Raw genomic sequence first — 25,249 nt, 5'->3', positions numbered from 1 at the left:
TCGGGTGTTCGGGCGGATGGGGCGGTGCGCTCGGGCGAGCGCGATCGGGGGCTGGGGCTCCCCCGTCGTCACCAGATGGTGACGCGCTGCTCCTCATCGAGCCACAGGGCATCGGCCTCGGTGACGCCGAAGGCGTCGTAGAAGGCGTCGATGTTGCGGACGATCTGGTTGCAGCGGAATTCGTTCGGCGAGTGCGGGTCGATGGTCAGCAGGCGGATGGTCTCGGCGTCGCGGCCCTTCTGCTGCCAGATCTGCCCCCAGCTCAGCAGCAGGCGCTGGATGCCGGTGAGGCCGTCGATCTCGGCGCCGCCCTCGGGCTCCTCCTCGGCTGCGGCGAGGGCGAGGCGGTAGGCCTTGATCGCGATGCCGAGGCCGCCGAGGTCGCCGATGTTCTCGCCGATCGTGAGCGCGCCGTTGACGTGGTGCTCCTCGGCGAGGCCCTCGGGGACGAGCGCCTCGTACTGCGCGATGAGGTTCTTCGTGCGCTCCTCGAACGCCTCGCGGTCGGCATCCGTCCACCAGTCGCGGAGGGACCCGTCGCCGTCGAAGCGGCTGCCCTGGTCGTCGAACCCGTGGCCGATCTCGTGGCCGATGACCGCGCCGATGCCGCCGTAGTTGGCGGCGGCGTCGCGATCCACCTCGAAGAACGGGTACTGGAGGATGGCCGCCGGGAACACGATCTCGTTCATGAGCGGGTTGTAGTAGGCGTTGACCGTCTGCGGGGTCATGAACCACTCGTCGCGGTCGACCGGCTGACCCACCTTGGCGAGCTGACGGTCGTGCTCCCACACATTCGCGCGGCGGACGTTGCCGACGAGATCCTCGGGATCGATCTCGAGCGTGGAGTAGTCCTTCCACTTCACCGGGTAGCCGATCTTCGGCGTGAAGGCGTCGAGCTTGGCGAGGGCGCGCTCGCGCGTCTCGGGGCTCATCCACTCGAGCGTCGAGATCGACTCGCGGTAGGCCTCGATGAGGTTTGCGACCAGCTCGTCCATCGCCTCCTTGGCGGCGGGCGGGAAGTGGCGCTCGACGTACACCTTGCCGACGGCCTCGCCCATCGCCGCTTCGACGAGGCCGACGCCGCGCTTCCAGCGCTCGCGGTTGACGGGGACGCCGGTGAGCTGGGTGCCGTAGAACGAGAAGTTCTCGTCGACGAACGCGGCCGACAGGAACGGCGCCGCCGAGTGGACGACCGAGAAGCGCAGCCACGCCTTCCAGTCCTCGAGCCGGTCCTCGGTCAGCAGCGAGCCGAGGCCCTCGAGGAAGCTCGGCTGGGTGACGTTGACCTCGGCGAACACGTCGGGGTGGTCCGGCGCGACCGCGGCGACCCAGGGTCCGAGCGGAACGCCCACGAGCTCCTCGGCCTCGTCGCCGGTCATCAGGTTGTAGGTGGCGACCGCGTCGCGGCTGCGCACGTTGTCCCAGTGGTGCTCGGCGAGCTCGGTCTCGAGCGCGACGATGCGGTCGGCGGCGTCCGCGGCATCCGCCACCCCCGCGAGCTCCAGGATGCGCTCGACGTGCGTGCGGAACGCGGTGCGCGTCTCGGCGAAGTTGTCCAGGCGGAAGTAGCTCTCGTCCGGCAGCGACAGCCCGCCCTGCACGAAGAAGGGCACGTAGCGCTCGGGGTTGCCCGGGTCCGGCTCGATGTAGAGGTGGATGAGGCCGGCGACGCCGTCGCGCTCGAGCTCGCCGAGCGTCGCGAGGAACGACGGGATGCCGTCGACCGCGTCCACCTTCGCGAGCTGCGGGCCCAGCGGCTCGGCGCCGAGGGCCTCGATGCGCTCGGTGTCCATGAAGCTCGTGTAGAGGTCGCCGATCTTGCGCGCCTCGGTGCCCGTCTCGGCGGACTGCGCCTCCTCGATGATCGCGCGGACGTCCTTCTCGGCCTGCTCGGCGATCAGATGGAACGAGCCCCATCGCGCCTTGTCGTCCGGGATCTCGGTGCGCTCGATCCAGGATCCGTTGACGTGACGGAACAGGTCGTCCTGGGGGCGGATGTCTGCGCTGAGCTCGTCGAGCGCGAGGCCCGAGCGGGGGCTGTCGGTCATGCTTCCACAATAGAGCGCGGCACCCCGCTCGCGGGTCTGCGAAGGGGCTCTGAGGCGGCTATGAGCCCAGCGTGACCGCATCGTGATGCGGCCGGGCGAGGCGGGGGCGCGCGAAGCGCGTCGTGTCGGCGCGGGCCCGTAGCCTGGTGAGGTGGAGGGCACTCGAGACACGCTCAATCGCGACATCCTGCGCCTGGCCGTCCCCGCCCTCGGCGCGCTCGTGGCCGAGCCGCTGTTCCTGATCGTGGACTCGGCGCTGGTCGGCCACCTCGGCGTGGTGCCGCTCGCCGGGCTCGGCATCGCATCGGCCGTGCTCCAGACGATCGTCGGGCTCATGGTCTTCCTCGCCTATTCGACGACGCCCGCCGTCGCGCGCCGGTTCGGCGCGGGCGACTCCGGCAAGGCGGTGTCGGCGGGCATCGACGGGATGTGGCTGGCCCTCGGGCTCGGCGCGATCCTCGCCCTCGTCGGGTACGTCGCGATCCCCGTCATCGTTCCGCTGTTCGGCGCAAGCGCCGAGGTCGCCGAGCAGGCGAGCATCTATCTCGGGATCTCGATGTGGGGTCTGCCCGCGATGCTCATCGTGTTCGCCGCGACCGGGCTGCTGCGCGGCATGCAGGACACGGTCACGCCGCTGTGGATCGCGGGCCTCGGATTCGGCGGCAATGCCGTGCTCAATGCCGTCTTCATCTACGGGTTCGGCTGGGGCATCGCGGGCTCCGCGGTCGGCACGGTCGTGGCCCAGTGGGGCATGGTCGCCGCGTTCGTCGTGGTCATCGGCCGGCTCGCGCGTCGCCACGACGCCACGGTGCGCCCGCAGCGCGACGGCGTGAGCGGATCGGCCCGCTCGGGCGGATGGCTGTTCCTGCGCACCGTGTCGCTGCGGATCGCGCTGCTGGCGACCGTCGGCGTCGCGAGCGGGCTCGGCACCGACGAGCTCGCCGGCTGGCAGGTCGCGTTCACGATCTTCTCGACGGCGGCGTTCGCGCTCGATGCGCTCGCGATCGCCGCGCAGGCGCTCATCGGCAAGGGCCTCGGGGCCGAGGACGACCGGCTCGTGACGCGCGTGCTCGGCCGCACGGTGGCGTGGGGGCTGTGGTTCGGCGTGATCGTCGGACTGCTGATCGGCGCATTCTCGGGCCTCATCGGGCTCCTCTTCACCGGCGACGCCGCCGTCGCCGCCCTCGTCCAGCCCGCACTCCTCGTCCTCGCCGTCGCTCAGCCCGTGTGCGGCGTCGTCTTCGTCCTCGACGGCGTGCTCATCGGGGCGGGCGACGCGAAGTACCTCGCGATCGCGGGCGTGCTGAACCTCGTTCCGTTCCTGCCCGTGCTCGTGGCCGTCGCGCTGCTGCACCCGACCGGCGCGTGGGGACTGGCGTGGCTGGCCGTGACGTTCTTCGGCGTGTACATGCTCGCCCGGCTCGCCACCCTCGGATGGCGGGTGCGCGGTCGCGCGTGGATGACCGCCGGGGCGTGACCCCTCGCCGACAAGGTGCGGGGCGTATAGGCTCCGCCCCCAACGGCACTTGTTCCCGCAAGCGGCAGCCGAAACCGCATGACGAGAGGACCCGCACGTGAACGAATCCGCGCCCTTCCCGTCCGCCGTCCATCCGCGGGTTCAACGCGCCCGATTCGTGTTCACCGGTCGGTCGGAGTCCGCGGCATGAACTCGCCCCGGCGCGTGGTCCTCCTCGGCGGCGGCTACGTCACGCTCCACGCGTACGCCCGCATCGCCACTCGGCTTCCGCGCGCGCTGCGCCGCGGCGACGTCGAGATCGTCGTGATCTCGCCCGACTCCTGCCACCGCTACCACGGGTTCACGGGAGAACTGCTCGCCGGCTCGATCTCGCCCGACCGCGTCGCGACTCCCCTGGCCGACGTGCTGCCGCGGGCGCGCATCATCGACGGGACGGCGGTCGGCGTCGACCCGGGCCAGCGGGTCGTGACGTACATGCCAAGCGGCGCGGACGGCCCCGCATCGCTGGCCTTCGACCACCTCGTGGTCGGCACCGGCGCTCATGAGCCGACCGGCACCGTGGCCGGGCTGCGCGCAACGGGCCGCACCCTCAGATCGCCCGGCGACATCGCGCGGCTCGCAGACCGGGTCCGCGACGCATCCAGCGATCCCGTCGTGGTCATCGGTGGCGGCGTCGCCGGGGTCGAGCTCGCGGCGGCGATCGCCGACCACGGGCGACACGTGACGCTCGTGCACTCCCGCGAGCGCGTCCTCGACGAGTGGGCGGGAAGGCCGAAGCTTCTCGCCTACGCGGAACAGGAGCTCGCACGGGCGCGGGTGCGCACCCGCCTCGGCGTGCGAGCGGTCGAGAGCGACGGCGGCGAGGTGCGCCTCGACGACGGCACGGCACTGCCCGCCGCCACCGTCGTCGCGACCATCGGTGCGTCACCGGTCATCGTTCCGGGTCTCGACGGCGCACGCGACGACCGGGGGCGGCTGCGCACGGCACCCGATCTGTCGGTCGCACCGGGGATCTGGGCCGGCGGAGACGCCGCCCGTGTCGCGCATCCGGTCACCGGCGAGCTCGTGCCGGCGAACGCTCTGTGGGCGATGAAGCAGGGCGACCACATCGGCCGCACCGTCGCACGTGCGCTGCGGGGGCGGCCTGCCCGCGCCTTCGGGTATCGCGGGCTGGGTCGCGCCGCCGCGTTCGGCGTCGGGCACGGCATCACCGAGATCTACGGCATCGGCCTGCGCGGCTGGCCCGCGTGGCTGCTGAGACTGGGCTTCTTCCTCCGCTTCATGCCGTCCCGACGGCGGGCGGCGGGCGTCGTGGCAGACCTTCTGCGCGCGTCGCGCACCGCTGTGCGACCGGGTGCCGACGGTTCTTCTCGCTCCGCTCGCTCGGCGACCGGTGAGGGGGCTGCTTCGTGAACACGCCGACCGGCGAGGGGCGGGCCCTTCGGTCCTGTGCCTCGTGGCCCCGGCGGCGTAGAGTCCGCTGACAGAAGGCAACCGGGCGGAGTGCGAGGAAGCGCGATGGGCAAGAAGAAGAAGCACCACGAGAACGAGCACGACGAAGCTCCGGCGAAGATGAAGCGCAAGGAGTACGAGAAGGAGCTCGAGCGCCTCCACGGCGAACTCGTCGCCATGCAGGAGTGGGTCAAGCACACCGGCGCCAAGGTGATGATCGTCTTCGAGGGCCGTGACACGGCCGGCAAGGGCGGCACGATCAAGGCGATCACCGAGCGCGTGAGCCCGCGCGTCTTCCGCGTGGTGGCGCTGCCGGCGCCGAACGACCGCGAGAAGTCGCAGATGTACTTCCAGCGGTATATGGCGCACTTCCCCGCCGGCGGCGAGGTCGTCATCTTCGACCGCAGCTGGTACAACCGGGCCGGCGTCGAGCCGGTGATGGGATTCTGCACGCAGGAGGAGACCGACCGCTTCCTCGATCAGGTGCCGCTGGTCGAGAAGGCGATCGTCGACAACGGAATCATCCTCGTCAAGTACTGGCTCGAGGTCAGCCCCGAGGAGCAGACCCGCCGACTCGAAGGACGCATCGACGACCCGCGCAAGATCTGGAAGCTCTCGGCGATGGACCTGAAGTCCTACAGCCGGTGGTTCGACTACTCGCGCGCCCGCGACGCCATGTTCAAGGCATCCGACACCAGCTGGGCGCCGTGGTTCATCGCGCGCACCGACGACAAGAAGCGCGGGCGGCTGAACGTCATCACGCACCTGCTCAGCCAGATCCCGTACGAGCCGATCGAACGCGACGGCCTCGAGCTGCCCGAGCGCCAGGACGCCGGCGGCTACCGCGACCCCAACCTGCCGCTGCGCTACATCCCGACGCCGTACTAGGGGCCGTCGGTCGACATCCGGTCCTCCCCAGGCGGACGTCCGGGGAGGCTGTGCACACGTGTGCTCGACGCCGCCCGATCACCGGCTCACCCTGGCATCGTCGTCCGCGAGGGCTCACAATGGGAGGGTGCTGGAGATGACCGAACCGCAGGTGTGGACGATCATCGGCGTGTTCGCAGCAGCCATGTTCGGCATGATCACGATCGTGTCGACGCTGTTCATCCAGGTCATGCGCAGCGAATTCGGCGGCATGCGCAGCGAGTTCCGCCGACTCGAGGGGAAGGTCGACAATCTCGACCGCGATGTTCAGGCCTTGATGCGGCATACCTTCGGCATCGACCGCGACTGAGCGCCTGACCGACGGCGGTGCAGCCCCATCGCGTCGACGCGGGCCCCTATGCTCGGCAGTGATGTGCACCGTCAGTGTCGTCGTCCCCTCGCTCAACGACGCCCGGATGCTGGATCGATGCCTGGCCGATCTGGCGTCGCAGACCCGACCCGCGGACGAAGTGATCGTCGTCGACAACGGATCGACCGACGACACGCAGGAGGTCGCCGCCGCCCACGGCGCCGCGGTCGTGGTCGAGCCGGAGCGCGGTGTGCTCAGGGCGACCGCGCGCGGCTTCGACGCGGCGACCGGTGATGTCATCGGCCGACTCGATGCCGACTCGAGACCCGAGTCCGGCTGGGTGGAGCGGCTGGCGAGCCGGTTCGACGCCGATCCGACCCTCGGCGCCGTGACCGGGACGGGCGAGTTCTACGGCTGCGGCCGGACCGCGCGCTTCCTCGGACGCCATATCTACCTCGGCGGCTACTTCTGGTTCATGGGCATGATCATCGGCCGCACGCCCCTGTTCGGCTCGAACTTCGCGCTGCGGCGCGAGGTCTGGGCCGACGCGCGCGACCGGATCCACCTCGACGATCCGCGCGCGCACGACGACCTCGACATCAGCTTCGTCCTGGACCCCGAGGTCGGCGTCGACTTCGACCCGGATCTGCGCGTCGGGGTGTCGGGGCGGCCGTTCGAGAGCGTGGCCGGCATGCGGCGACGCGCGGCGTGGGCCTTTCACATCGTCGGGGTCAACTGGTCCGAGGTGAGCTGGGCCGAGCGCCGGTCCGCGTGCCGCCGCGGCCGCCGCCTGCGGAGCGTCGCGCAGCGCGTGGCGCCGGTGCCCGCGGAACCCGCCGCGGCCGCGTCAGCGCCCGGCGAGGCGCAGCATCTCGAGGGTGAGCTGATGCGGGGCGGTCTCGCAGGGGCTGTGCCCGGTGCGCAGGGCGACGAAGCGCGCGCCGATGCGCTCGGCGAACGCGCGATGAGCGTCGACCTGCCAGACGTCTCCGGTGCCCGTGGCGACGAGGACCGGAATGCCGGTGTTCCGCAGGCCCTCGGCGACATCGGGCGTGCGCTTCATGAGCGCGAGGATGTCCCCCACGCTCGAGGTCCGGGTCAGCCCGAACCGGGCGGTGACGAAGACGGCCCGATCGTGCGGGGCGCGGTGCACGTTGTGCTTGAGGGCCGCGATGAAGGGGCGGCCGAGGGCCCGTCCGGGGACCAGGGGGCTGAGGGGCCCCAGGACCTTGAAGCCTCGGAGCGCCTGTCCGGCCAGAGGCGGCGCTGACAGCAGCGTCAGGCTCGAGAACAGCTCGGGCCTGTGCAGTGCGGCCACGGCCGCAACCGTCCCCGCGAATGAGTAGCCCAGCGCGTGCACCGGCCCCGGCCGTGTCTGCAGGACGGCGAGGAGGTCGTCGACGAACAGCTCGAGCGTGTAGCGCGACCCCGGCGGATCGAGGTTCTCGGGTCCAGCGCCGTGGGACTCGTACTGCCCAGCCATGTCGAAGGCCTCGACACGGTATCCCACGGCCGCGAACAGCGGCATCATCAGCACGAAGTCCTCTTTCGAGCCCGTCATGCCGGGCACCAGCACGACCCGCGGGCCGTCCACCGGCCCCATCGCGATCCGCGCGAGTCGCCCGCTCGGGACGTCGACGAGGTCGGACTCGCACCCGGGCGGATGCGCGCTCCAGTCGATCGGAGGCTGCGCGGCGTCGCGTCGCGCCGCCTCGGCCATCTCCGCCGCAGCCGCCTCGCCCCAGAGCGTGCTCACGACGGCATCCTATGACCGGCGGGGCTCCGCCCACCGGCGACACCACTCGTACATCACGACGGCTCCGGCGGCGCTGGCGTTGATCGAGCGCGTCGAGCCGTACTGCGTGATCTCGACGACCGCCGATGCCGCCGCCAGCGCCTCGGGCGACAGCCCGGGTCCTTCCTGCCCGAACAGCAGGACGCACCGCTCGGGGACGTCGGTTCGGTCGAGGGGTTCCGAGCCGTCGACGTTGTCGATCGCGAGGATCGGCAGGCCCTCGGCCTCCGCCCAGGCCGCGAACGCGGCGACGTCCTCGTGATGGCGCACGTGCTGGTAGCGGTCGGTGACCATGGCGCCGCGGCGATTCCAGCGGCGCCGCCCGATGATGTGCACCTCGGCGGCGAGGAACGCGTTGGCGCTGCGCACGATGGCGCCGATGTTCATGTCGTGCTGCCAGTTCTCGATGGCCACGTGGAACCTGTGCCGGCGCGTGTCGAGGTCGGCAACGATCGCGTCCATCGTCCAGTACCGGTACTGATCGACGACGTTGCGCCGGTCGCCCTCGGCGAGAAGCTCGCGGTCGTAGCGGGGGTCGTCCGGCCACGCCTCGGGCCCGCCGGGCCACGGCCCGACGCCGTACGGCAGCTCGGGCTCGGCACTGTCGTGGGTCACCCCGCCACAGTAGTGCTGCCCGGTTCCACCCACGCGACTCCCGCACCGCGGGAGCACGGGACTTCCGACCTTTCGGCATACCGAAACCTGAGCTATGGTTTCGGTATGCCGAAATCTCCGGACGACCTGCGGGCGCCGGCCGCTCCCGATGCGGACGGCGCGGCGGTCGCCCCCGTGGTTCCCGGTGCCGACAGCGTCGTCGGCACCGGGGCGAGCCGTTCCGCCGGCGGCAGCAGCAGCCCCCGCACCGTCCGCCGTCGCACTCCGTCTGCCCCGCGGCTCGCGTGGCTGATCGGCCCGGCGCTCGTCGCGGGCGTCGCGTACCTCGATCCGGGCAATGTGGCGAGCAACATGACCGCCGGCGCCCGCTACGGTTACCTGCTGGTGTGGGTCGTCGTGCTCGGCAACGTCATGGCGTGGCTCATCCAGTACCTGTCGGCGAAGCTCGGCATCGTCACGGGCCGCAGCCTCCCCGAGATCCTGGGCCAGCGCATGGGCAACCGCTGGGGCCGCCGCGCGTACTGGCTCCAGGCGGAGCTCGTCGCGATGGCGACCGACATCGCCGAGGTCATCGGCGGCGCGGTAGCGCTGTGGCTCCTGTTCGACATCCCGCTGCTGTGGGGCGGCGCCATCACGGGCGCCGTGTCGATCGTGCTGCTGATGCTCCAGTCGCGCCGCGGCCCGCGCACCTTCGAGTTCGTCGTCATCGGCATGGTCGCCATCATCGCGATCGGCTTCACGTTCGGCGTCTTCCTCGCCCCGCCCGACCCCGGCGGCATCGCGCAGGGCATGATCCCGCGGTTCGAGGGGGCGGACTCGGTGCTGCTGGCCGCGTCGATCCTCGGCGCGACGATCATGCCTCACGCGATCTACGCGCACAGCGCCCTGAGCCGCGACCGCTTCGCGCCGACCGCGAAGGGCCAGGCGCCCGCAGCGATCGAGCAGGCCTCGCACGGGATCGGCCACGAGGCCCCCGGCGACCCGGGCCCCGGCGCGCGCGTCGCCGCACCGCTCGAAGCCCTGCGCGGCATCGCCACGACGCGCCTGCTGCGCGCGACCAAGTGGGACGTCACGATCGCGATGCTGATCGCCGGCACCGTCAACCTCGCGATCCTGCTGCTGGCAGCTGCCAACCTCGCCGGGGTTCCCGGCACCGACTCGCTCGAGGGTGCGTACGCCGCCCTCTACGTCGGGCTCGGCCCCGTCGTGGCGACGCTGTTCGCCGTGGGCCTGCTCGCCAGCGGCCTGGCCAGCACGTCGGTCGGAGCCTACGCGGGCGCCGAGATCATGCACGGTCTGCTGCGCGTGCGCGTCCCTCTGCTGGCGCGACGCCTGGTCACCCTCGCTCCCGCCCTGGTGATCCTCGGCATCGGCTTCGACCCGACGCTCGCGCTCGTGCTCAGCCAGGTCGTGCTGTCGTTCGGCATCCCGTTCGCGCTCATCCCCCTGGTGTCGCTCACCGCCAAGAAGGACGTGCTCGGGGCGCACCGCAACCGCGTCGCGACGACGATCGCGGGCATCGCGGCATCCGTCTTCCTCATCGCGCTCAACGTGATCCTGCTGTGGCTGGTGTTCACGGGGGCATGACCGGGGACCGCCGGTACCCTGTAGCGGTGGCCTCTCCCGCCGTCGACGACTACCTCAAGACGATCTACCACCACACCGAGTGGCAGGACGATCCGATCACGCCGTCGCAGTTGGCCGCGACCCTGGGGCTGGCGCCCTCGAGCGTCACCGAGATGGTCCGCAAGCTCTCGACGCAGGGGCTCGTCTCGCATCGCCCGTACGGCCCGATCTCGCTGACGGATGCCGGACGCCGCCGCGCCGCCGCGACCTGCCGCCGCCACCGCCTGATCGAGACGTGGCTGGTGCGCGAGTTCGGCTACGCCTGGGACGAGGTGCACGACGAGGCCGAGGTGCTCGAGCACGCGATCAGCGACCGTCTGCTCGAGCGCATCGACGCCCGCCTCGGACGACCGCGCTTCGATCCCCACGGCGATGCGATTCCGGATGCCGACGGCAACGTCGACCGCGAGCCGTTCGTGCTGCTGGCCGAAGCCGGGCCCGGGCACACCGGGCGCGTGCTGCGGGTGAGCGATCGCGACCCCGAGCTGCTGCGCGCGATCGAGAGCGCGGGGGTCGCCGTCGGCAGCGAGGTGACGGTGTCGGGCGCCGCGACCATCACGGTCGCGGACGCCGCCGTGGATCTGCCGGACGGCGCGCCCGACGCGGTGTGGCTCACGGCCTGACGGAGCCACCTGCCGCGGTCAGCGCCGGACCTTCACGGCCTTGCCGAACGGCCAGTGCACGCCGGTGTCGTCTTCGCACACGTGCCACAGCCGGTCGGCGATCTCGGGGTCGCGCGTGAGCTTGTCGGGTCGCTGCACCTGGGGTGCGCCGTGCACGACGAACCGGGGACCCCAGAACTGCCCGCCCTCGACCTCCGGTTCGACGAGGGCGTGCACGAGCACGCGGGCCCCGGCCTCCTTCGAGTGCGACAGCGGCGTCTGCAGATTGTCGATGAAGCGCTTGCCGCGGCTGGGCTGATTCACGCCGTGGATGCCGACGGTGCGGCCGCCGATGGCATAGCCGGGATGCGCGACGACGCTCGTGACATCGACGTTCGCCTCGCGCAGGCGCCGGTCGGCCTCGAACCCGAGCGCGGTGGTGGCGACCTTGGACTGCACGTACGCGCGCCAGCCGCTGTAGCCGTCGGCCAGTTCGGGGTCGACCGGGTCGTAGTGCGACACCGACGTCGACACGCTCCCCAGCCACACCATGCGCCCGCCCGCGCGTGCCAGCGACAGCAGCAGGGCTCCGGCGAGCGCGTAGTGGCCGAGGACGTTCGTCGCCCAGACCAGCTCGTGCCCGTCCGAGGTCGTCATGCGCTCCTTGGGCGGATGCACGATGCCCGCGTTCAGCAGCAGGCCCGACAGCGGCGTGCGCGACCCGACCGTCGCCGCCGCCGCTCGCACGGAGCCGAGGTTGGCGGTGTCGAGGATCATCGTCTGCACGCAGGCCGTGTCGGCCTCGGGGATGCGGCGGTGCAGCGCGGCCCGCGCCGACGCGAGCCGGTTCGGGTTGCGGCCGGTCATGATGACCGTCGCACCGCGGCGGACCAGCTGCTCGCTGGCGAAGTAGCCGAGTCCGGCATTCGCGCCGGTGATCAGATACGTGCGGCCGGACAGACCGGTGGCTCCATGGGGGTGTCGGTCCTCGCGCGCCACGATGCCGACATTACGCCCCGCATGTGTCGCACACGTGACGAACCGCGCCGGATGCCGGGACCGTAGGCTGAAGCCATGCGCGAGCGTTCCGACATCGAGTGCTGGCTCACCGACATGGACGGCGTCCTCGTTCACGAGAACACGCCGATCCCGGGCGCCGCGGACCTGCTGGAGCACTGGCGCTACACCGGCACCCCGTTCCTGGTCCTCACGAACAACTCGATCTTCACGCCGCGCGACCTGAGCGCGCGGCTGAAGGCATCCGGTCTCGTCGTGCCCGAGGAGTCGATCTGGACGTCGGCGCTGGCGACGGCGCAGTTCCTGCGCACCCAGATGCCGGGCGGGTCGGCGTTCGTCATCGGCGAGGCGGGCCTGACGACGGCGCTGCACGAGGCGGGCTTCGTCCTGACCGAGACAGACCCCGACTACGTCGTGGTCGGCGAGACCCGCAACTACTCGTTCGAGGCGATCACGAAGGCGATCCGCTTCGTCCGCGGTGGCGCACGCTTCATCGCCACGAACCCCGACGCGACCGGGCCCTCGACCGAGGGCGTGCTGCCGGCGACCGGGGCGATCTCGGCCCTCATCACGAAGGCGACCGACCAGGAGCCGTACGTCGTCGGCAAGCCGAATCCGATGATGTTCCGGTCGGCGCTGAACCGCATCGGCGCCCACTCCGAGACGACCGGCATGATCGGCGACCGCATGGACACCGACATCGTCGCCGGCATCGAGGCGGGCCTGCACACGGTGCTGGTGTTGACCGGCATCAGCGCCGAGGGCGACGTCAACCGCTTCCCGTTCCGCCCCGACGAGGTGCTCGACTCGGTGGCAGGACTTCTGCCGGACGAGCCGGTGGAGTCCGAGATGCCCGAGGGCCTGTAGGCGACCGTGGGCGCGCTCGACGACGGCGAGAGGGTCGCGGCGACGGATGCCGCGGCCTGGCGTTCGTGGCTGTCGGCCAACCACGCCACGACGAAGGGCGCGTGGCTGCTGCGCGCCCGGCGCGGCTCAGGACTGACGTTCGTCGACTACGAGGACGCCATCCGCCAGGCGCTGTGCTTCGGCTGGATCGACGGCCCGATCCGCGTCTTCGACGAGGCCACGAGCGGCCTGTGGTTCGCACCGCGGCGTCCCACGAGCGGATGGGCGGCGACCAACAAGGCGCGCATCGTCGAACTCGAGGCCGCAGGTCTCCTCGAGCCCGCCGGCATCCGCGCCATCGAGGTCGCCAAGGCGAACGGCTCGTGGTCGGTGCTCGACAACGCCGAGGCGCTGCGTGAGCCCGACGACCTGGCGGCCGCGCTCGACGCGGCACCTGCCGCGCGCACGGCGTGGGACGGGTTCCCGCCGTCGGCCCGCAAGCTGGGCATCGGCGCCGTCGACACCGCGCGCCGCGCCGAGACGCGTGCGGCGCGCATCGCGAAGATCGTGGCGGATGCCGCGGAAGGGAAGCGTCCATGATCAGCCCCGTCGAGCAGAACCTCATCTACCTCGTGGCGGTGGTGACGATCCTCGGCACCCTGACGGTGATCATCTGGCAGTGGTGGCGCAGCCGCGGCAAGGACTGACGACCGCCCGCGCCGCCCTACACTCGGGAGCGGGAGGACGGAATGATCGATGGAGCACCGCCCGCGGGCAAGCGCCCGACGATCAAGGACGTCGCGAAGGCCGCGGGCGTCTCACCGGGAACCGTCTCGCGTGTCCTCAACGGCCGGAACTGGGTGTCGCCCGAGTCGAAGGCCGCCGTTGAGGATGCCATCGCGCGCGTCGGCTTCCGCCCGAACGCCCACGCCCGGACCCTGGCCACGGGACGCACGAACTCGATCGCGTTCCTGCTGACCGAGCCGCAGCAGATGCTGTTCGAAGACCCCAACTTCGCCCGTCTGCTGCGCGGCGCGACCGCCGCAGCTGCCGAGCGGGACACGTCTGTGGTGCTCATGGTCGCCGACACGTCCGACGAGCGCCGCCGCGCACGGGAGTTCCTCGGCGACCGGCACGTCGACGGTGTTCTGCTGATCAGCACCGACCCCGACGACCCGCTCATCGACGAGATCGGCCTCGCGCACATTCCCACCGTCATCTGCGGCCCCGAAGTGTCCCGCCACGAGAACGTCGGGTACGTCGGCGCCGACGACCGCGGCGGCGCGCGCATGGCGACCGCGCATCTGGTCGGGCTGGGGCGCCACCGCATCGCGTGCATCGCCGGCCCCGAGCGGGTGGCCGAGCCGCGCGTGGCCGGGTACCGCGACGCCGTCGGCGACGCCTTCGACGGGAGCCTCGTCGCCTACGGCGACTGGACGCCCGAGTCGGGACGGCTGGCGATGGAGCGGCTGCTTGCCGCCCACCCCGACATCGACGGCGTGTTCGCCCAATCGGACGGCATGGCGGCGGGCGCTCTCGATGCGCTCGCCGCCGCCGGCCGCCGCGTGCCGGAGGACGTCGCCGTCACGGGCTTCGACGACCAGCCGATCGCCGCCCGCCTCGACCCGCCGCTGACGACGATGCACCAGCCGTTCGAGAAGATCAGCGCTGAGATGGTGGGCCTGCTGCTGGAGATGGTCGAGGGCGCCGCCGCGCGGACGATCGCCCTCCCGACGGAGCTCGTCGAGCGCGAGAGCGCGTAGCTCCCCGTCAGCCGGCGCGGCCCTCGCGCCACAGCGCCCGTCGGGTGAGCCGCACCTCGTCGACGCCGAGCAGGTCGCCCGCGACAGCGTCACGCCGCGCCTGCGCCGCCTCGGGAACGTGCACGATCGAGTCCTTCGCGAGGGGCAGAATCCGAAGCACGACGTCGACCCCGGGGACGATGCCCGCGTCGTGGCAGTTGACGCGCCAGCGGGATCCGTCCCAGAACCGATCGGCGACGATGCGTCCGTCCACACACAGGTCGGCGACGTCACCCGCCCACGCGACCTCGAGGCACGCGTCGGAGTCGATCGCGTCCTCGGGGACGATCAGGCGGTACTCGGCCGAGAACGCTGCGATCACGTCGTCGCCGGGCGCCGAGGGTCGCCCGTCGTGCGAGCCGTACCCGCGTGGTCGGCCGTCGCCCGCGGGCAGCTGAGGTTCGACGAGGACGGCGCGAGTCTGCGCGATCCCATCGCTGTACTGCACGACGAGCGGCGTGAATGCCCGCGCGATCGGGTCGTACGAGGCGGCGCCGGGATGCTCGGCCGCGGTGCGCAGCTCGACGCGCCCGTCCGCATCCCAGGTGATCTCGTCATCGGCCAGGATCAGGCGGCGCGCGCGGCCGGTGGCATCCTGCGGAACCCAGGTTCGCCGCGCTTCCTCGGCGGGGAGGACGAGCAGGTCCACGGCACCGCCGGACGCGACGAGCCGCACGGGTTCGCGCGACGGCTCGAGGCGCGCGACGACGCGGTCGCCGCCCTCGTCGACGAGTTCGTGGGCGCCCTCGATCACGGCGCCGCCCCCGAGGGCCAGTTCGACCGGCACGTCCTGCTCGGCGACGGCGACGAAGGTCGGCACGGACCCCTCGAGCAGCGTGAGGGCGGATGCCGTGAGCCACTCGATGCGCACGCCGCCGGTCGCCAGGTGGACCGGCCAGCGTGCGAGGGTGCCCGCGGGGATGTCGATCGGGGCCGACGGCAGGCGCAGGACCGCATCGCCCAGATCGAGCTTGAACGACGCGGCGCGGTAGGCGGCCAGCGGCACGTGCGGCTGATGCCACGCGACGAACAGGAACCCTCCGTCACGATCGCCGCGGTACGCCCAGCGCAGCGTCTCTGAGTCCTCGACGCCGGAGGGACGCACATCGGGCAGGTGCGAGCTCTTCGCATCGAGCATCGGCCCGAACGCCGCGAGGAACGCGTTCTGCGCGCGCAGCTCGGCGTGGCCGTCGCCGAGGCGGCCGGATTCGCCGACCGGCGCATGGAAGTCGTAGCCGAGCTGCGGCATGTCGTTGGGGTACCCGCTCGCGTGCGACTCCTGCAGGCCGCGGCGCGGGTTGGTCCCGCCGACGTACATGAAGTACCCCTGCCACGCCGAGCCGTTGCCGATCTTGCAGTGCCCCACGGTCGCCACATCGCGCCCCGTCGGCAGGGGGCGCCGGTGGTATGCCGTGGCCATGCCGCCGCCGAGCTCGCACGTCGCGGGCGGGAACCACTCCGACAGCGGGACGCGGTCGTCCCCCGCCTCGCCGTCGCGCACGTCCGCCCCGATCCCGGGGTCGTCCCACACGTCCGAGAAGAAGAAGTGGTCACGGAACGTGGCGTCCCACGGAGCCTGCGGATCCACCCAGAAGCCGTCGGCGTACCCGCCGTACAGCGGGAAGACCTCCTCGGGCGGCAGTTGCGCGCCACCCCACGCGGTCGCGGTCCACAGCGGAGCCGACATGCCGCACTCGCGCGCGAGGCGCTTGAGGGTCACGAGGTGGCCGGGCTGGTCGTAGAGCTCGTTCTCGAGCTGGATCCCGAGCACGGTGCCCGGCTCGCAGCGTCCCTCGAGGGCGGCGCCGAGCTGCTCCCACCACGCCCGCACGAGCGCGAGGTAGGCGGGGTCGTCCGTGCGATGCGCGACGGGGGCGTCCTGCACCCAGTCCGGGAACCCGCCGTTGCGGATCTCGCCGTGCACCCACGGACCGATGCGGAGGACGACCTCGAGCCCCTGCGCGCGGGCGAGGTCGACGAAGGCCGCGACATCGAGGTTGCCGTCGAACGAGGCCCGTGCGTCATCGGGGGCGTGGTGGATCCACGGCACGTAGGTCGCCACGACCGTGATGCCTCCGGCGGCCATCTGGCGGAGGCGCTGCTCCCACCGCTCGCGCGGCACGCGCGAGTAGTGCATCTCGCCCGAGACCGGGATCCATGTCCGCCCGTTGCGCACGATCCGGCGACTCGTGAGCTCCAGACCCGGACGCACATCCTCGTCGTTCGCCATGCGCGGGCGCAGCTCCGCGCCCGCCGTCGCGGACGCGCGCAGCGTCAGGGCGGATACGGCTGTTCCAGGTTCGGACATGTCGCGCGGTCACTTCCTCGTCGTTGGCTTGCCTGGGAGGAAAACGTATTCCACTTCTCGGGACCAGCGTCGCTGCAATCGTCCTCGGGGAGTTGACACGTTCCACCCGCCTGGCTACTGTAACCGATTACAGGCCGAACTAAAACCGGTTACAGTCTGATTCACCCAGAGTCGGGAGGAGGCGAAGATGCACGAAGACAGCGAGCTGGCGGCGGAGACCGCCACCACGCCGAGCGCAGTGCCCTCCCCCGACCGGGTGCCGACGATCCACGACGTCGCCCGCGTCGCCGGCGTCTCGTCCGGCACGGTGTCCCGCTACCTCAACGGACACAAGTGGGTGGCCGATACCAGCGCCGAAGCGATCAAGGCGGCGATCGACGCGACGGGCTACCGCCGCAACCGCTTCGCCCGCTCGCTCGCGACCGGCCGCAGCTCGACCGCGGTCTTCCTTCTCACCGAGCCGCAGGACCGGCTCTTCGGCGACCCCAACTACCCGATCCTGCTCCGCGAGATCACGACGGCGCTCGCAGATCGCGGCATCACCCTCGTGCTCATGACGGCCAGTGAGGACGACGAGCGCCGGCGCGTGATGGACTTCGTGCGCGGCGGGCACATCCAGGGTGTGCTCCTGGTGTCGTCGCACGTCGACGACCCGATGACCGAGCAGCTCGCCCGGGCGGGCGTGCCGACCGTCAGCTGCGGCCGTCCGATCGGGTGGGAATCCTCGATCGCCAGTGTGGCGGCCGACGATCGCGCCGGAGCCCGCATCGCGACCGAGCACCTCATCACCCTCGGCCGTCGCCGCATCGGCTTCATCACCGGCCCCCTCGACATCAGCGGCGCGATCGACCGGCTCGACGGCTACACCGACGCGCTCGCCGCCGCCGGCATCCCGCTCGACCCCGCTCTGATCGCGCACGGCGACTGGCTGAACGTCAGCGGCCGTGCGGCGATGACCGAGCTTCTGACCACGGCGCCCGACATCGACGCCGTCTTCGCCTCGAACGACCTCATGGCGTCGGGCGCGATCACCACACTCCGCGCCGCCGGACGCACCGTGCCCGGCGACGTGGCGGTCGTCGGATTCGACGACTCGGGGCTGGCTGCCACCACGGACCCGCCCCTCACGACCATGCGTCAGCCCTTCGCCGAGATCAGCCGCGAGATGGTGCGGCTGCTCACCGAGCGAGTCCCGGGCGAAGCGCCGGCCGTGACCCTTCCCGCACTCCTGGTCACCCGCGAATCGAGTGCGGCTTTATGAGAACCACCACCCGCAATGCACACTTGCACACAAGAAAGGGGACAGAGATGTCCGAAATCAGCAAGCGGAGCCACCGGCTCCTGATCGGCACGGGCGTCGCGCTCACCGGCGCGATGGTCGCGCTCACGGGCTGCAGCGCTTCGGGCGGAGCCTCGGCCGACGGCCCGACCGAGGTGACCGTCATGTACAAGAGCAGCGAGTTCACCGAGGACATGATCGCGGCGTTCGAGGAGGAGAACCCCGACATCACGATCAGCTTCATCGAGTACGACCAGACGCGCCTGAACGCGATGCTCGCCTCGGGCGACGCTCCCGACCTCGTGCGCGGCGGCCCCAACGCGAACCTGTTCGCCAAGGGACTGGCCACCAACCTCGACGACTTCCTCGCCTCGAGCGACGTGCTCAACGCCGACCTGCTGCTCCCCGCCAACGACGCGTGGCGCTGGGACGGCTCGCAGGTCGGCACGGGCAGCTACTACGGCATCATCAAGGACTGGAGCCCCGACGCGACGATCTGGCAGAACGAGGCCCTGTTCGAGGAGGCCGGCGTCGAGCCGCTGGACACCGTCGAGGTCACGAGCTGGGACGACGTGCTCGAGAAGGCGATCGAGCTCAAGGACGCCGGCATCGAGTACCCGTTCGGCATCGAGTGGCAGTGGGGCCTGGGCAACCTGTTCCTCACGATGGTCGCCCAGCAGGGCGGCACGGTCTACACCGACGGCGGCGCCGCGGTCGACCTCGAGACCCCCGAGGCGCAGCGCGCGATCTCGTGGCTCGTCGACTACGGCAAGGCCGAGGTCGGTCCGACCTCGCTGAACCCGCTCCCCGACGGCCAGGACGCCCCGACGTTCGTCGCCGGCAAGATGGCGATGTCCATGGACGGCTACTGGTTCGGCGGCAACCTGCAGGACGAGGCGGCCGCGACGGTCGCCGAGACCGCCTCGATGGCCCCCGCGCCGACCTTCGGCGAGCGCATCAGCCCCATCTTCGGCGGCGTCGGCGCCTGGATCCCCGAGGCCTCGAAGCACAAGGACGCCGCATGGACCGTCATGGAGTACTTCATGGCCGGTCAGCCCGCGGCCGACCGCGCCACCACCGGCTGGGGTCTGCCGATCCTCGAGTCGCTGTGGTCGGAGCTGCCGACCGAGGAGCCCTACCAGCAGCAGGCCGCCGACGCCGCGCTCATCGAGGCCGAGTACGTCGTGCCGCTCGAGCAGTCGCAGTACGCGCAGGGCTCGCAGTGGGACCAGGTCATCGACGAGCAGGTCACGTCGGCCATCAAGGGCGAGCAGTCCGCTGAGGAAGCCGCCACGGCCATCCAGGACCAGATGAACGTCTACCTGGCTCAGAGCAAGGACCAGCTGGGCTGATGAGCAGCTCCACGCTGGCTCCGGTCGCGGCCGCGGGCGAGTCCCGCGGCCGCGGCTGGCGCCGTTACCGCTCCTCCACGTTCTACGCATTCGCGTCACCGTGGATCATCGGCTTCGTCGTTCTGACACTGGCTCCGATCATCTACGCGTTCGTCGTGAGCCTCACGAACTTCGATGGGGTCTCGCCGATCTGGCGCTTCATCGGGTTCCGCAACTACATCGAGATCTTCGGCGACGCCAACGTATGGGCGGCGCTCATCCGCACCCTCGCCTTCACGGCGATCGTCGTGCCGCTCAGCGTCGCCGGCGGCCTGGGCCTCGCGATCCTCGTCAACCGCCGCATCCGGGCCCGCGGTCTCGTCCGCGCGATCTTCTTCATCCCGTCGGTCGTGCCGATCGTGGCTGTGGCCATCATGTGGCGCCTCATCTTCAACCGGGATGCCGGTCTTCTCAACTTCATCCTGCAGCTGTTCGGCGGCGACAAGGTCACGTGGCTCGTCGACCCGTACGCGTTCTACGCGCTCATCATCATGATGCTGTGGGGCATGGGCGGCGGCATGATCATCTCGCTCGCCGCCCTCCAGGACGTCCCGGTCGAGCTCGAGGAGGCCGCCCGCATCGACGGCGCCGGCCAATGGCGCATCATCCGGCACATCGTCATCCCGCTGATCTCGCCGGTCCTGTACTTCCAGGTCATCACGGGTGTGATCGGCACGCTCCAGATCCTCGTGCAGCCGCTGCTGCTCGCGGAGACGAGCACGATCGCCTCGTCGGTGAACGTGCCGCAGAGCTCGACGCTCTACATGGTCGAGGTCTACAACGAGTTCTTCTACAACCAGCGCTTCGGCTACGGCGCGGCGATGCTGTGGGTGTTCTTCATCTTCATCCTGGCGCTGACGCTCATCCTCCAGCGCATCAGCAAGCGCGTCGTCTTCTACCAGGTCGGCACGGAAGCGGATTAGGCAGGCCCCATCATGGCAATCATCGAAGAAGACCTCACCACGAGGGCGGTCGTGCAGAAGACCGCGACGCCGAGTGAGCGAAAGCGCAAGCACAACCGTGTCGACGGCAAGCACGCCGGCGTCGGCACCTACATCCTGGTGATCCTCGCGGTCGCGCTGTTCGGCATCCCGTTCCTGTGGATCGTGCTGGCGTCGATCGCCACCCCGACGCAGTTCTCTCAGGGTGCCGAGGGGCTGCTGAACATCCAGCCGACGATCGACAACTTCGTCGAGGCGGTCACGCGCATCAACTTCGGCGCCTACGCGATGAACTCCCTCATCCTGGCCACGATCAGCTCGGTCCTCGGGACCGCCGCGAGCGCCACCGTCGGCTTCGCGTTCGCGCGACTGCGCGGCAAGGGTCAGAACGTGCTGTTCACGATCGTCGTCGCGACGATGATGATCCCCCACATCGCGCTGCTGATCCCGACGTACATGATGTTCTCGCGCGTGGGACTCGTCGGCACGTACTGGCCATGGGTGCTGTGGGGCCTCAGCGGCACGCCGTACCTCATCTTCCTGTTCCGCCAGTTCTTCACGGCGATCCCCCTCGAGCTCGAGGACGCCGCGATCATCGACGGCTGCGGCTGGGTGCGCACGTACGTGCAGATCTTCCTGCCGCTGGCGAAGCCCGTGCTGCTGACATCGCTGATCCTGTCGTTCACGTGGGCGTGGGGCGACTACCTCGCCCCAGCGCTGCTGCTGAACTACGACAACACGACGCTGGCGGTCGCCACCGCCGCCGGCTACATCGACCCGCGCGGAAACGGCCTGCCCACCATCCAGGCCGCCGGCGCGCTGCTGTACCTGATGCCCGTCGTCGTGCTGTTCCTGTTTGCGCAGAAGCAGTTCATGGGCTCCTCGGTCGGCTCGGGCGTGAAGGGCTGACCGATCCTGCGGCGACCCGACGCCGCGCACGTGAGAGACCCCGGATGTGATTCGCATCCGGGGTCTCTCCGCCTCTGGTCGTTCGAGTCCGCTAGGCGCCCGATGCCCAGGGGGCCCCGACGCCGGTGAACGTCTGGCCGGTCGCCGCGGCCCGCTCGCACCACTCGTCGACATCGGCGACGATCGGTCGGGCAGCCGACCCGTCGCCCGTCCAGCGCACGAACTCCGCGGGGATCGCGCGGGCGTCCGGACCCGTCCGGATCTCTTCGAGCACGCGCATGAACGCGCCCGTCGAGGCGAGCGGGCAGTGCAGCGGGGCGCCGTCGCGCAGGTGGTCGATGAGGTTCTCGAGCATGGACGTGCGCGTGTAGGTCTCCGTGCGGACGGAGCCGTCGGCGCCGACGATCTCGAGCAGATCGACGGCGTAGTGCAGGCGCAGCGCGCCGGCGGTCCCGTGGACAGTGATCACCGGGGACTCGACCTCCTCGGCGGCGCACACCGTGAGAGCGGCGGCCACGTGCGTGCCGTTCACCGTCGAGGCGACCAGCGACGAGGTGTCGTCGGTCTCGATCGGATGCGCGTGCCACGCGTCGATCTCGACGTCGAGGACATCCTCCGCCGTGAAGCAGCCGTCGAGCGCGAGGGCGGCGTCGACCGCGTGCGCGAACGGGTTCGTCATGGCTCCGTCCATGACGATCGTGCCGTCGAGTTCGCGGTGACCGGCCCACCGGGCGCGCTCGTAGTACGCGCGATCTCGCACCCACAGACCGACGGCGCCGATGCCGCGCACCTCGCCGATCGCCCCCTCGTCGATCAGCGCACGCACCGCCGGAAGGGCTGTGCTGCCCCGCGCCTGGAAGCCGACCTGCACGGCTCGCCCGGCAGCCTCGGCGAGCCTCGTCAGCTCGGCGTGCTCGGCGAGCGTCGCCGTGGGCGGCTTCTCGAGGAGCACGTGGGCGCCGGCGGCGAGCGCGCTCCGCGCCATCTCGGTGTGCGTGTGGATCGGCGTCGCGATCGCGACGATGTCGGGGACGGCGTGCGAGAACAGCTCGTCGAGGGACGCGAAGTGCGGCGTCGCGTAGACGGCGTCCCGCTCGTCGCCGGGAAGGTAGCGCGGGTTCTCGCGCGGTGCGACGAGGTCGACGATCGCGGCCAGACGCGCCTTCCCCTCCAGCCGCAGGGCGTCGACGATGTGGCTGCGGCCGAAGCCGAGGCCGACGACGGCCACGGTCAATTCGCGGGATTCGGTCATCGCAGGCGGTCTCCGATCAGAGCGAGGTTCTGGATGGTGGCGAGCGAGCTCTGCGCGGCGTCGTTCGTGCTGATGGGCAGCTCGTCCACCGGGGCGAGGACCTCGGGCGGCGTCACGCGGCGGCCGGGCCCGAGGTCGACGGGCGTGACCTCGCCGCCGGCGAAGAACGCCGCCCAGGCGCGGTCCGCGGCCTCGTGGTCGCCGTCGTGCGCAGCGGCGTAGGCGGTGAGGCGCGAGTGCCACTGGGGGAAGAGATTCCCCCGGATCTCCTGGCCGAGCTCGGCCCGCTGCCGCTCGGGTGTCGAGATGTAGAGGCGGCAGTAGTCCAGCCACGCGTCGCGGAAGCCGGGCACGTCCACGAGTTCGACCAACTCGGCGCACAGCTCGACGAGCCCGAAGATCGCGTTCAGGTGCGACACGTCGACGCCGTCGTACGGCTCGACGAGGCGGCCGCGCTCGAGATCGTAGCGGGCGTGGCCGTGCAGGAAGCCGCGCGGCCACGACCCGATGTCGGCCATCGTGTTGAGCAGCCGGTCACGCGAGTGCTCGTTCCCCGTGATCTCCCAATCGGCGAGCCATCCGGCGGCGAGCGTGCCCCACTCGGTGCCGAGCCCCACCATGATGCGGTCGAGCCGCGGGGCGGGCGGCGGGAACTCGTCGGGTCGGGCCTTCCGCCACGGGTCGATGCCCCGATACGCCTGATCGGTGTCGCGCTGGGCCACCAGCAGGTCACGAGAGTGCTCGTCGGCGGTCAGATAGTAGTGCGGCCGGCGGAACGTCGCCGAGCCGATGCGGGGCTGCTTGCAGCCGCAGCCCCAGTGCTGCACGTTGTGCCGCGACCCGAAGCCCGCCAGAGGACCCGAGTGGTACGCGTCGACGTCGCCGGTATGTCGCGCCATCGCCTCGGCCATGCGGAAGACGTCCGCTCGGCCGGTGCGCAGGAACGTCGTCCACAGCCACAGATCGGTCGCGAGTTCGGAGTTGTCCCACGCGTACCCGCCGATGTCGTAGCGCCACACGTGCCGGTCGTCGTCGTACGTGTGCATGACGTCGCCGTAGTCCCAGAACCCGTACCAGCCTCGCTGCTCGACCTGACCGAGGTAGAAGTCGACGATCTGATCCAGGCGCTCCTCGAGCGCCGCCCTCGGTGCGCTGTCGCGCGCGACGAGGTCCCAGTCACCGAAGACGCCCGCCGTGTGCAAGGCGTCGGGCGTCGCGCACAGCCGCGGACCACGCGCGACGTGCGCGATGTCGGATGCGAGCTCGTCGAGGCCCGGGGTTGCCGCGTACCCGGTGATCTCGATCTCGTGTGTGCGTGCGACGCCCGTGGCGCTGCCGAGGTCGTCCTCGTAGTCCTCGTACGTGATCTCGAGCGCCTCGAGCTGCTCGACGTACGTGTCCTCGCCGAGGCCGTCGTGGTAGAACCGCACGTCCATGGGCGGGGCGTCCGGCGCCCACAGCCACACCGTGAGCTCACCCTCATGGCGGTGGGCGTCGCGGATGTCGAGCCCGGTGGGCGCGGACTGCCAGAAGCCGGAGAGACCCACGCCCAGCCCGCCGGCGGGGTCGCCGAGGTAGACGTACCCGTCCGAGCGCGTCCCGTGCGCGACGTGCACCCACGAACGGTTCGGAGCCGTGCGCTTCGCGATCGAGAACGCGTTCGGCGACAGCTGGCGCAGCGTGTAGTCGGGCCATTGCGGCACCCACCGCAGGAGGTCGGCGACGCCGCTCTCCCATGTCTCGGCCGGTGGTGTCGCGCGGCCTTCGAGCTGTGCCTCCCGCACGGCCGAGCCGGGGTCGCGGCGCAGACCCGTCACGCCTCGCACGGCCTCGCGCATCACGCCGCCGTCGGCACCGGCGAAGCGGATGTGGCGATCGACGGATGCCGCGCGCAGGGGCACCCGGAACCGCAGACCCAGCGAAGTCAGGAAGTCGCGCTCGGGATCGCCGTCCCATACGAACGTATGCACGAGACGGAATGTCCGCGCGCCGGCGGCGAAGACAAGGCGCACCGTGAAGGGGAGCCACGTCCGGCCGGTCTCGTCACGGTGCGCGCCCTCGATGCGGACCACCGCTCGGACGGGTCCCGACTGCTCGACCGCGACCGACTCGACCACACCCACGGCGGGTGAACGTCCGGCGTGATCCGGCTCGGGTCGATCCTGCCTGCTCGAGACGAGGCGCCCGTCGACCGCGACGACCGTGCCGCCCACCGCGACCGACGAGACGAGGCGATCACCGGAGCGCGGGATCTCGACGGAGAGCGGACCGGTCGAGACGGCGACCGCGTCGTCGCTCTCGGTGACGTCGATGCGGGCAGACAGCGCCGCCGCGTCCGGTGCGCTCTCGGCACGGAGCACCCGGTATGCCTCGACCGGCCGGTCCGTCGCGGCCAGCGCCACCCCCGCCCATTTCGCCGATCCGTCGGGCCACGTCGCCAGCGGCCATGTCTGAGACGCGACCGCCGTTCCGTCGTCGGCGACCACCGAGAGCGTGCCCGGGTCGGTCACCTCTCCGCGCGGCAGCGGGACGCCGAAAGTGGCGCCGAGCGGCAGGCGCGGCGGCGCCGCATCGTCGATCCACCGCAGCGGGATGTCGATCGGCTCGGGACCGGCCATGCGGGAGCTTCCTTCCGTGGGCGGTGCGAGCGCG

The 25,249-nt window shown here is 71.1% G+C and carries 20 protein-coding genes and 1 pseudogene; 14 read left to right on the top strand and 7 right to left on the bottom strand.

Going from position 1 to position 25,249, the window contains the following annotated elements; all coding sequences use genetic code 11:
* Positions 1-68 precede the first annotated feature (68 nt).
* Complete coding sequence (locus tag HD594_RS04555; RefSeq protein WP_184749823.1) at positions 69-2,048, bottom strand: M13 family metallopeptidase; 1,980 nt, start codon at positions 2,046-2,048, stop codon at positions 69-71.
* A gap of 151 nt (positions 2,049-2,199) precedes the next feature.
* Here HD594_RS04555 and HD594_RS04550 point away from each other — a divergent pair, with 151 nt between their 5' ends.
* The 5 genes and pseudogenes from HD594_RS04550 to HD594_RS17905 all read left to right on the top strand — a co-directional run.
* Positions 2,200-3,525 carry an MATE family efflux transporter gene (locus HD594_RS04550; RefSeq protein WP_184749822.1) on the top strand — a complete coding sequence of 442 codons (1,326 nt, stop codon included), beginning with the start codon at positions 2,200-2,202 and terminating at the stop codon, positions 3,523-3,525.
* A gap of 186 nt (positions 3,526-3,711) precedes the next feature.
* The gene (locus tag HD594_RS04545) at positions 3,712-4,938 is read left to right on the top strand and encodes an NAD(P)/FAD-dependent oxidoreductase (RefSeq protein ID WP_184749821.1); all 1,227 of its coding nucleotides are present in this window, start codon (positions 3,712-3,714) and stop codon (positions 4,936-4,938) included.
* A 105-nt stretch (positions 4,939-5,043) separates the two neighbouring features.
* Positions 5,044-5,865: a polyphosphate kinase 2 gene (gene ppk2 / locus HD594_RS04540; RefSeq protein WP_184749820.1), complete on the top strand. Its 822-nt coding sequence runs from the start codon at positions 5,044-5,046 to the stop codon at positions 5,863-5,865.
* A 136-nt stretch (positions 5,866-6,001) separates the two neighbouring features.
* Positions 6,002-6,214: a hypothetical protein gene (locus HD594_RS04535; RefSeq protein ID WP_184749819.1), complete on the top strand. Its 213-nt coding sequence runs from the start codon at positions 6,002-6,004 to the stop codon at positions 6,212-6,214.
* A 61-nt stretch (positions 6,215-6,275) separates the two neighbouring features.
* Positions 6,276-6,767 (top strand): annotated as a pseudogene (locus HD594_RS17905) (glycosyltransferase family 2 protein); the annotation flags it as partial.
* A 294-nt stretch (positions 6,768-7,061) separates the two neighbouring features.
* On the opposite strand, the gene HD594_RS04525 reads toward HD594_RS17905, so the two are convergent.
* Positions 7,062-7,970: an alpha/beta fold hydrolase gene (locus HD594_RS04525; protein ID WP_271171301.1), complete on the bottom strand. Its 909-nt coding sequence runs from the start codon at positions 7,968-7,970 to the stop codon at positions 7,062-7,064.
* Positions 7,971-7,979: 9 nt separating this feature from the next.
* A complete protein-coding gene (locus HD594_RS04520) occupies positions 7,980-8,624 on the bottom strand; it encodes a TrmH family RNA methyltransferase (protein WP_184749818.1) in 645 nt (214 codons plus the stop codon).
* Between the two features lie 105 nt (positions 8,625-8,729).
* On the opposite strand from HD594_RS04520, the gene HD594_RS04515 reads away from it, so the two are divergent.
* The gene (locus HD594_RS04515; protein WP_184749817.1) at positions 8,730-10,211 is read left to right on the top strand and encodes an Nramp family divalent metal transporter; all 1,482 of its coding nucleotides are present in this window, start codon (positions 8,730-8,732) and stop codon (positions 10,209-10,211) included.
* A 26-nt stretch (positions 10,212-10,237) separates the two neighbouring features.
* Positions 10,238-10,873: a metal-dependent transcriptional regulator gene (locus HD594_RS04510; RefSeq protein WP_184749816.1), complete on the top strand. Its 636-nt coding sequence runs from the start codon at positions 10,238-10,240 to the stop codon at positions 10,871-10,873.
* Positions 10,874-10,891: 18 nt separating this feature from the next.
* Here the strand turns inward: HD594_RS04510 and HD594_RS04505 are convergent, their stop codons facing one another.
* Positions 10,892-11,851 carry an SDR family NAD(P)-dependent oxidoreductase gene (locus HD594_RS04505; RefSeq protein WP_184749815.1) on the bottom strand — a complete coding sequence of 320 codons (960 nt, stop codon included), beginning with the start codon at positions 11,849-11,851 and terminating at the stop codon, positions 10,892-10,894.
* Between the two features lie 75 nt (positions 11,852-11,926).
* Between HD594_RS04505 and HD594_RS04500 the strand changes: the two genes are divergently transcribed.
* The 3 genes from HD594_RS04500 to HD594_RS04490 all read left to right on the top strand — a co-directional run bounded on the left by HD594_RS04500 (position 11,927) and on the right by HD594_RS04490 (position 14,478).
* Positions 11,927-12,736, top strand: a complete 810-nt coding sequence (locus HD594_RS04500) for an HAD-IIA family hydrolase (RefSeq protein WP_184749814.1) — start codon at positions 11,927-11,929, stop codon at positions 12,734-12,736.
* A gap of 6 nt (positions 12,737-12,742) precedes the next feature.
* Complete coding sequence (locus tag HD594_RS17815) at positions 12,743-13,315, top strand: YdeI/OmpD-associated family protein (RefSeq protein WP_184749813.1); 573 nt, start codon at positions 12,743-12,745, stop codon at positions 13,313-13,315.
* Between the two features lie 149 nt (positions 13,316-13,464).
* The gene (locus HD594_RS04490) at positions 13,465-14,478 is read left to right on the top strand and encodes a LacI family DNA-binding transcriptional regulator (protein WP_184749812.1); all 1,014 of its coding nucleotides are present in this window, start codon (positions 13,465-13,467) and stop codon (positions 14,476-14,478) included.
* A 7-nt stretch (positions 14,479-14,485) separates the two neighbouring features.
* Here the strand turns inward: HD594_RS04490 and HD594_RS04485 are convergent, their stop codons facing one another.
* The gene (locus tag HD594_RS04485) at positions 14,486-16,825 is read right to left on the bottom strand and encodes a beta-galactosidase (RefSeq protein WP_221446551.1); all 2,340 of its coding nucleotides are present in this window, start codon (positions 16,823-16,825) and stop codon (positions 14,486-14,488) included.
* A 187-nt stretch (positions 16,826-17,012) separates the two neighbouring features.
* Here HD594_RS04485 and HD594_RS04480 point away from each other — a divergent pair, with 187 nt between their 5' ends.
* Genes HD594_RS04480 through HD594_RS04465 form a run of 4 tightly spaced genes read left to right on the top strand, consistent with a single transcriptional unit; the run spans position 17,013 to position 21,345 of the window.
* A complete protein-coding gene (locus HD594_RS04480) occupies positions 17,013-18,086 on the top strand; it encodes a LacI family DNA-binding transcriptional regulator (protein WP_184749811.1) in 1,074 nt (357 codons plus the stop codon).
* A 47-nt stretch (positions 18,087-18,133) separates the two neighbouring features.
* Positions 18,134-19,456 (top strand): extracellular solute-binding protein, encoded by a 1,323-nt coding sequence (locus HD594_RS04475; protein WP_184749810.1) that lies wholly within the window; start codon positions 18,134-18,136, stop codon positions 19,454-19,456.
* Positions 19,456-20,418: a carbohydrate ABC transporter permease gene (locus tag HD594_RS04470; RefSeq protein WP_184749809.1), complete on the top strand. Its 963-nt coding sequence runs from the start codon at positions 19,456-19,458 to the stop codon at positions 20,416-20,418. The genes HD594_RS04475 and HD594_RS04470 overlap by 1 nt, the downstream gene beginning before the upstream one ends.
* A gap of 12 nt (positions 20,419-20,430) precedes the next feature.
* Positions 20,431-21,345, top strand: a complete 915-nt coding sequence (locus tag HD594_RS04465; RefSeq protein ID WP_221446550.1) for a carbohydrate ABC transporter permease — start codon at positions 20,431-20,433, stop codon at positions 21,343-21,345.
* Between the two features lie 91 nt (positions 21,346-21,436).
* On the opposite strand, the gene HD594_RS04460 is transcribed toward HD594_RS04465, so the two are convergent.
* Positions 21,437-22,597, bottom strand: a complete 1,161-nt coding sequence (locus tag HD594_RS04460; RefSeq protein WP_184749808.1) for a Gfo/Idh/MocA family protein — start codon at positions 22,595-22,597, stop codon at positions 21,437-21,439.
* Positions 22,594-25,215 (bottom strand): exo-rhamnogalacturonan lyase family protein, encoded by a 2,622-nt coding sequence (locus HD594_RS04455; protein WP_184749807.1) that lies wholly within the window; start codon positions 25,213-25,215, stop codon positions 22,594-22,596. The genes HD594_RS04460 and HD594_RS04455 overlap by 4 nt, the downstream gene beginning before the upstream one ends.
* Between the last annotated feature and the right edge of the window lie 34 nt (positions 25,216-25,249).

Origin of the sequence: Microbacterium thalassium (assembly GCF_014208045.1) — a bacterium.
Taxonomy (GTDB): domain Bacteria; phylum Actinomycetota; class Actinomycetes; order Actinomycetales; family Microbacteriaceae; genus Microbacterium; species Microbacterium thalassium.
Note: the sequence above shows the minus strand (reverse complement) of the source record. Positions and strands in the feature narration are given on the sequence as shown.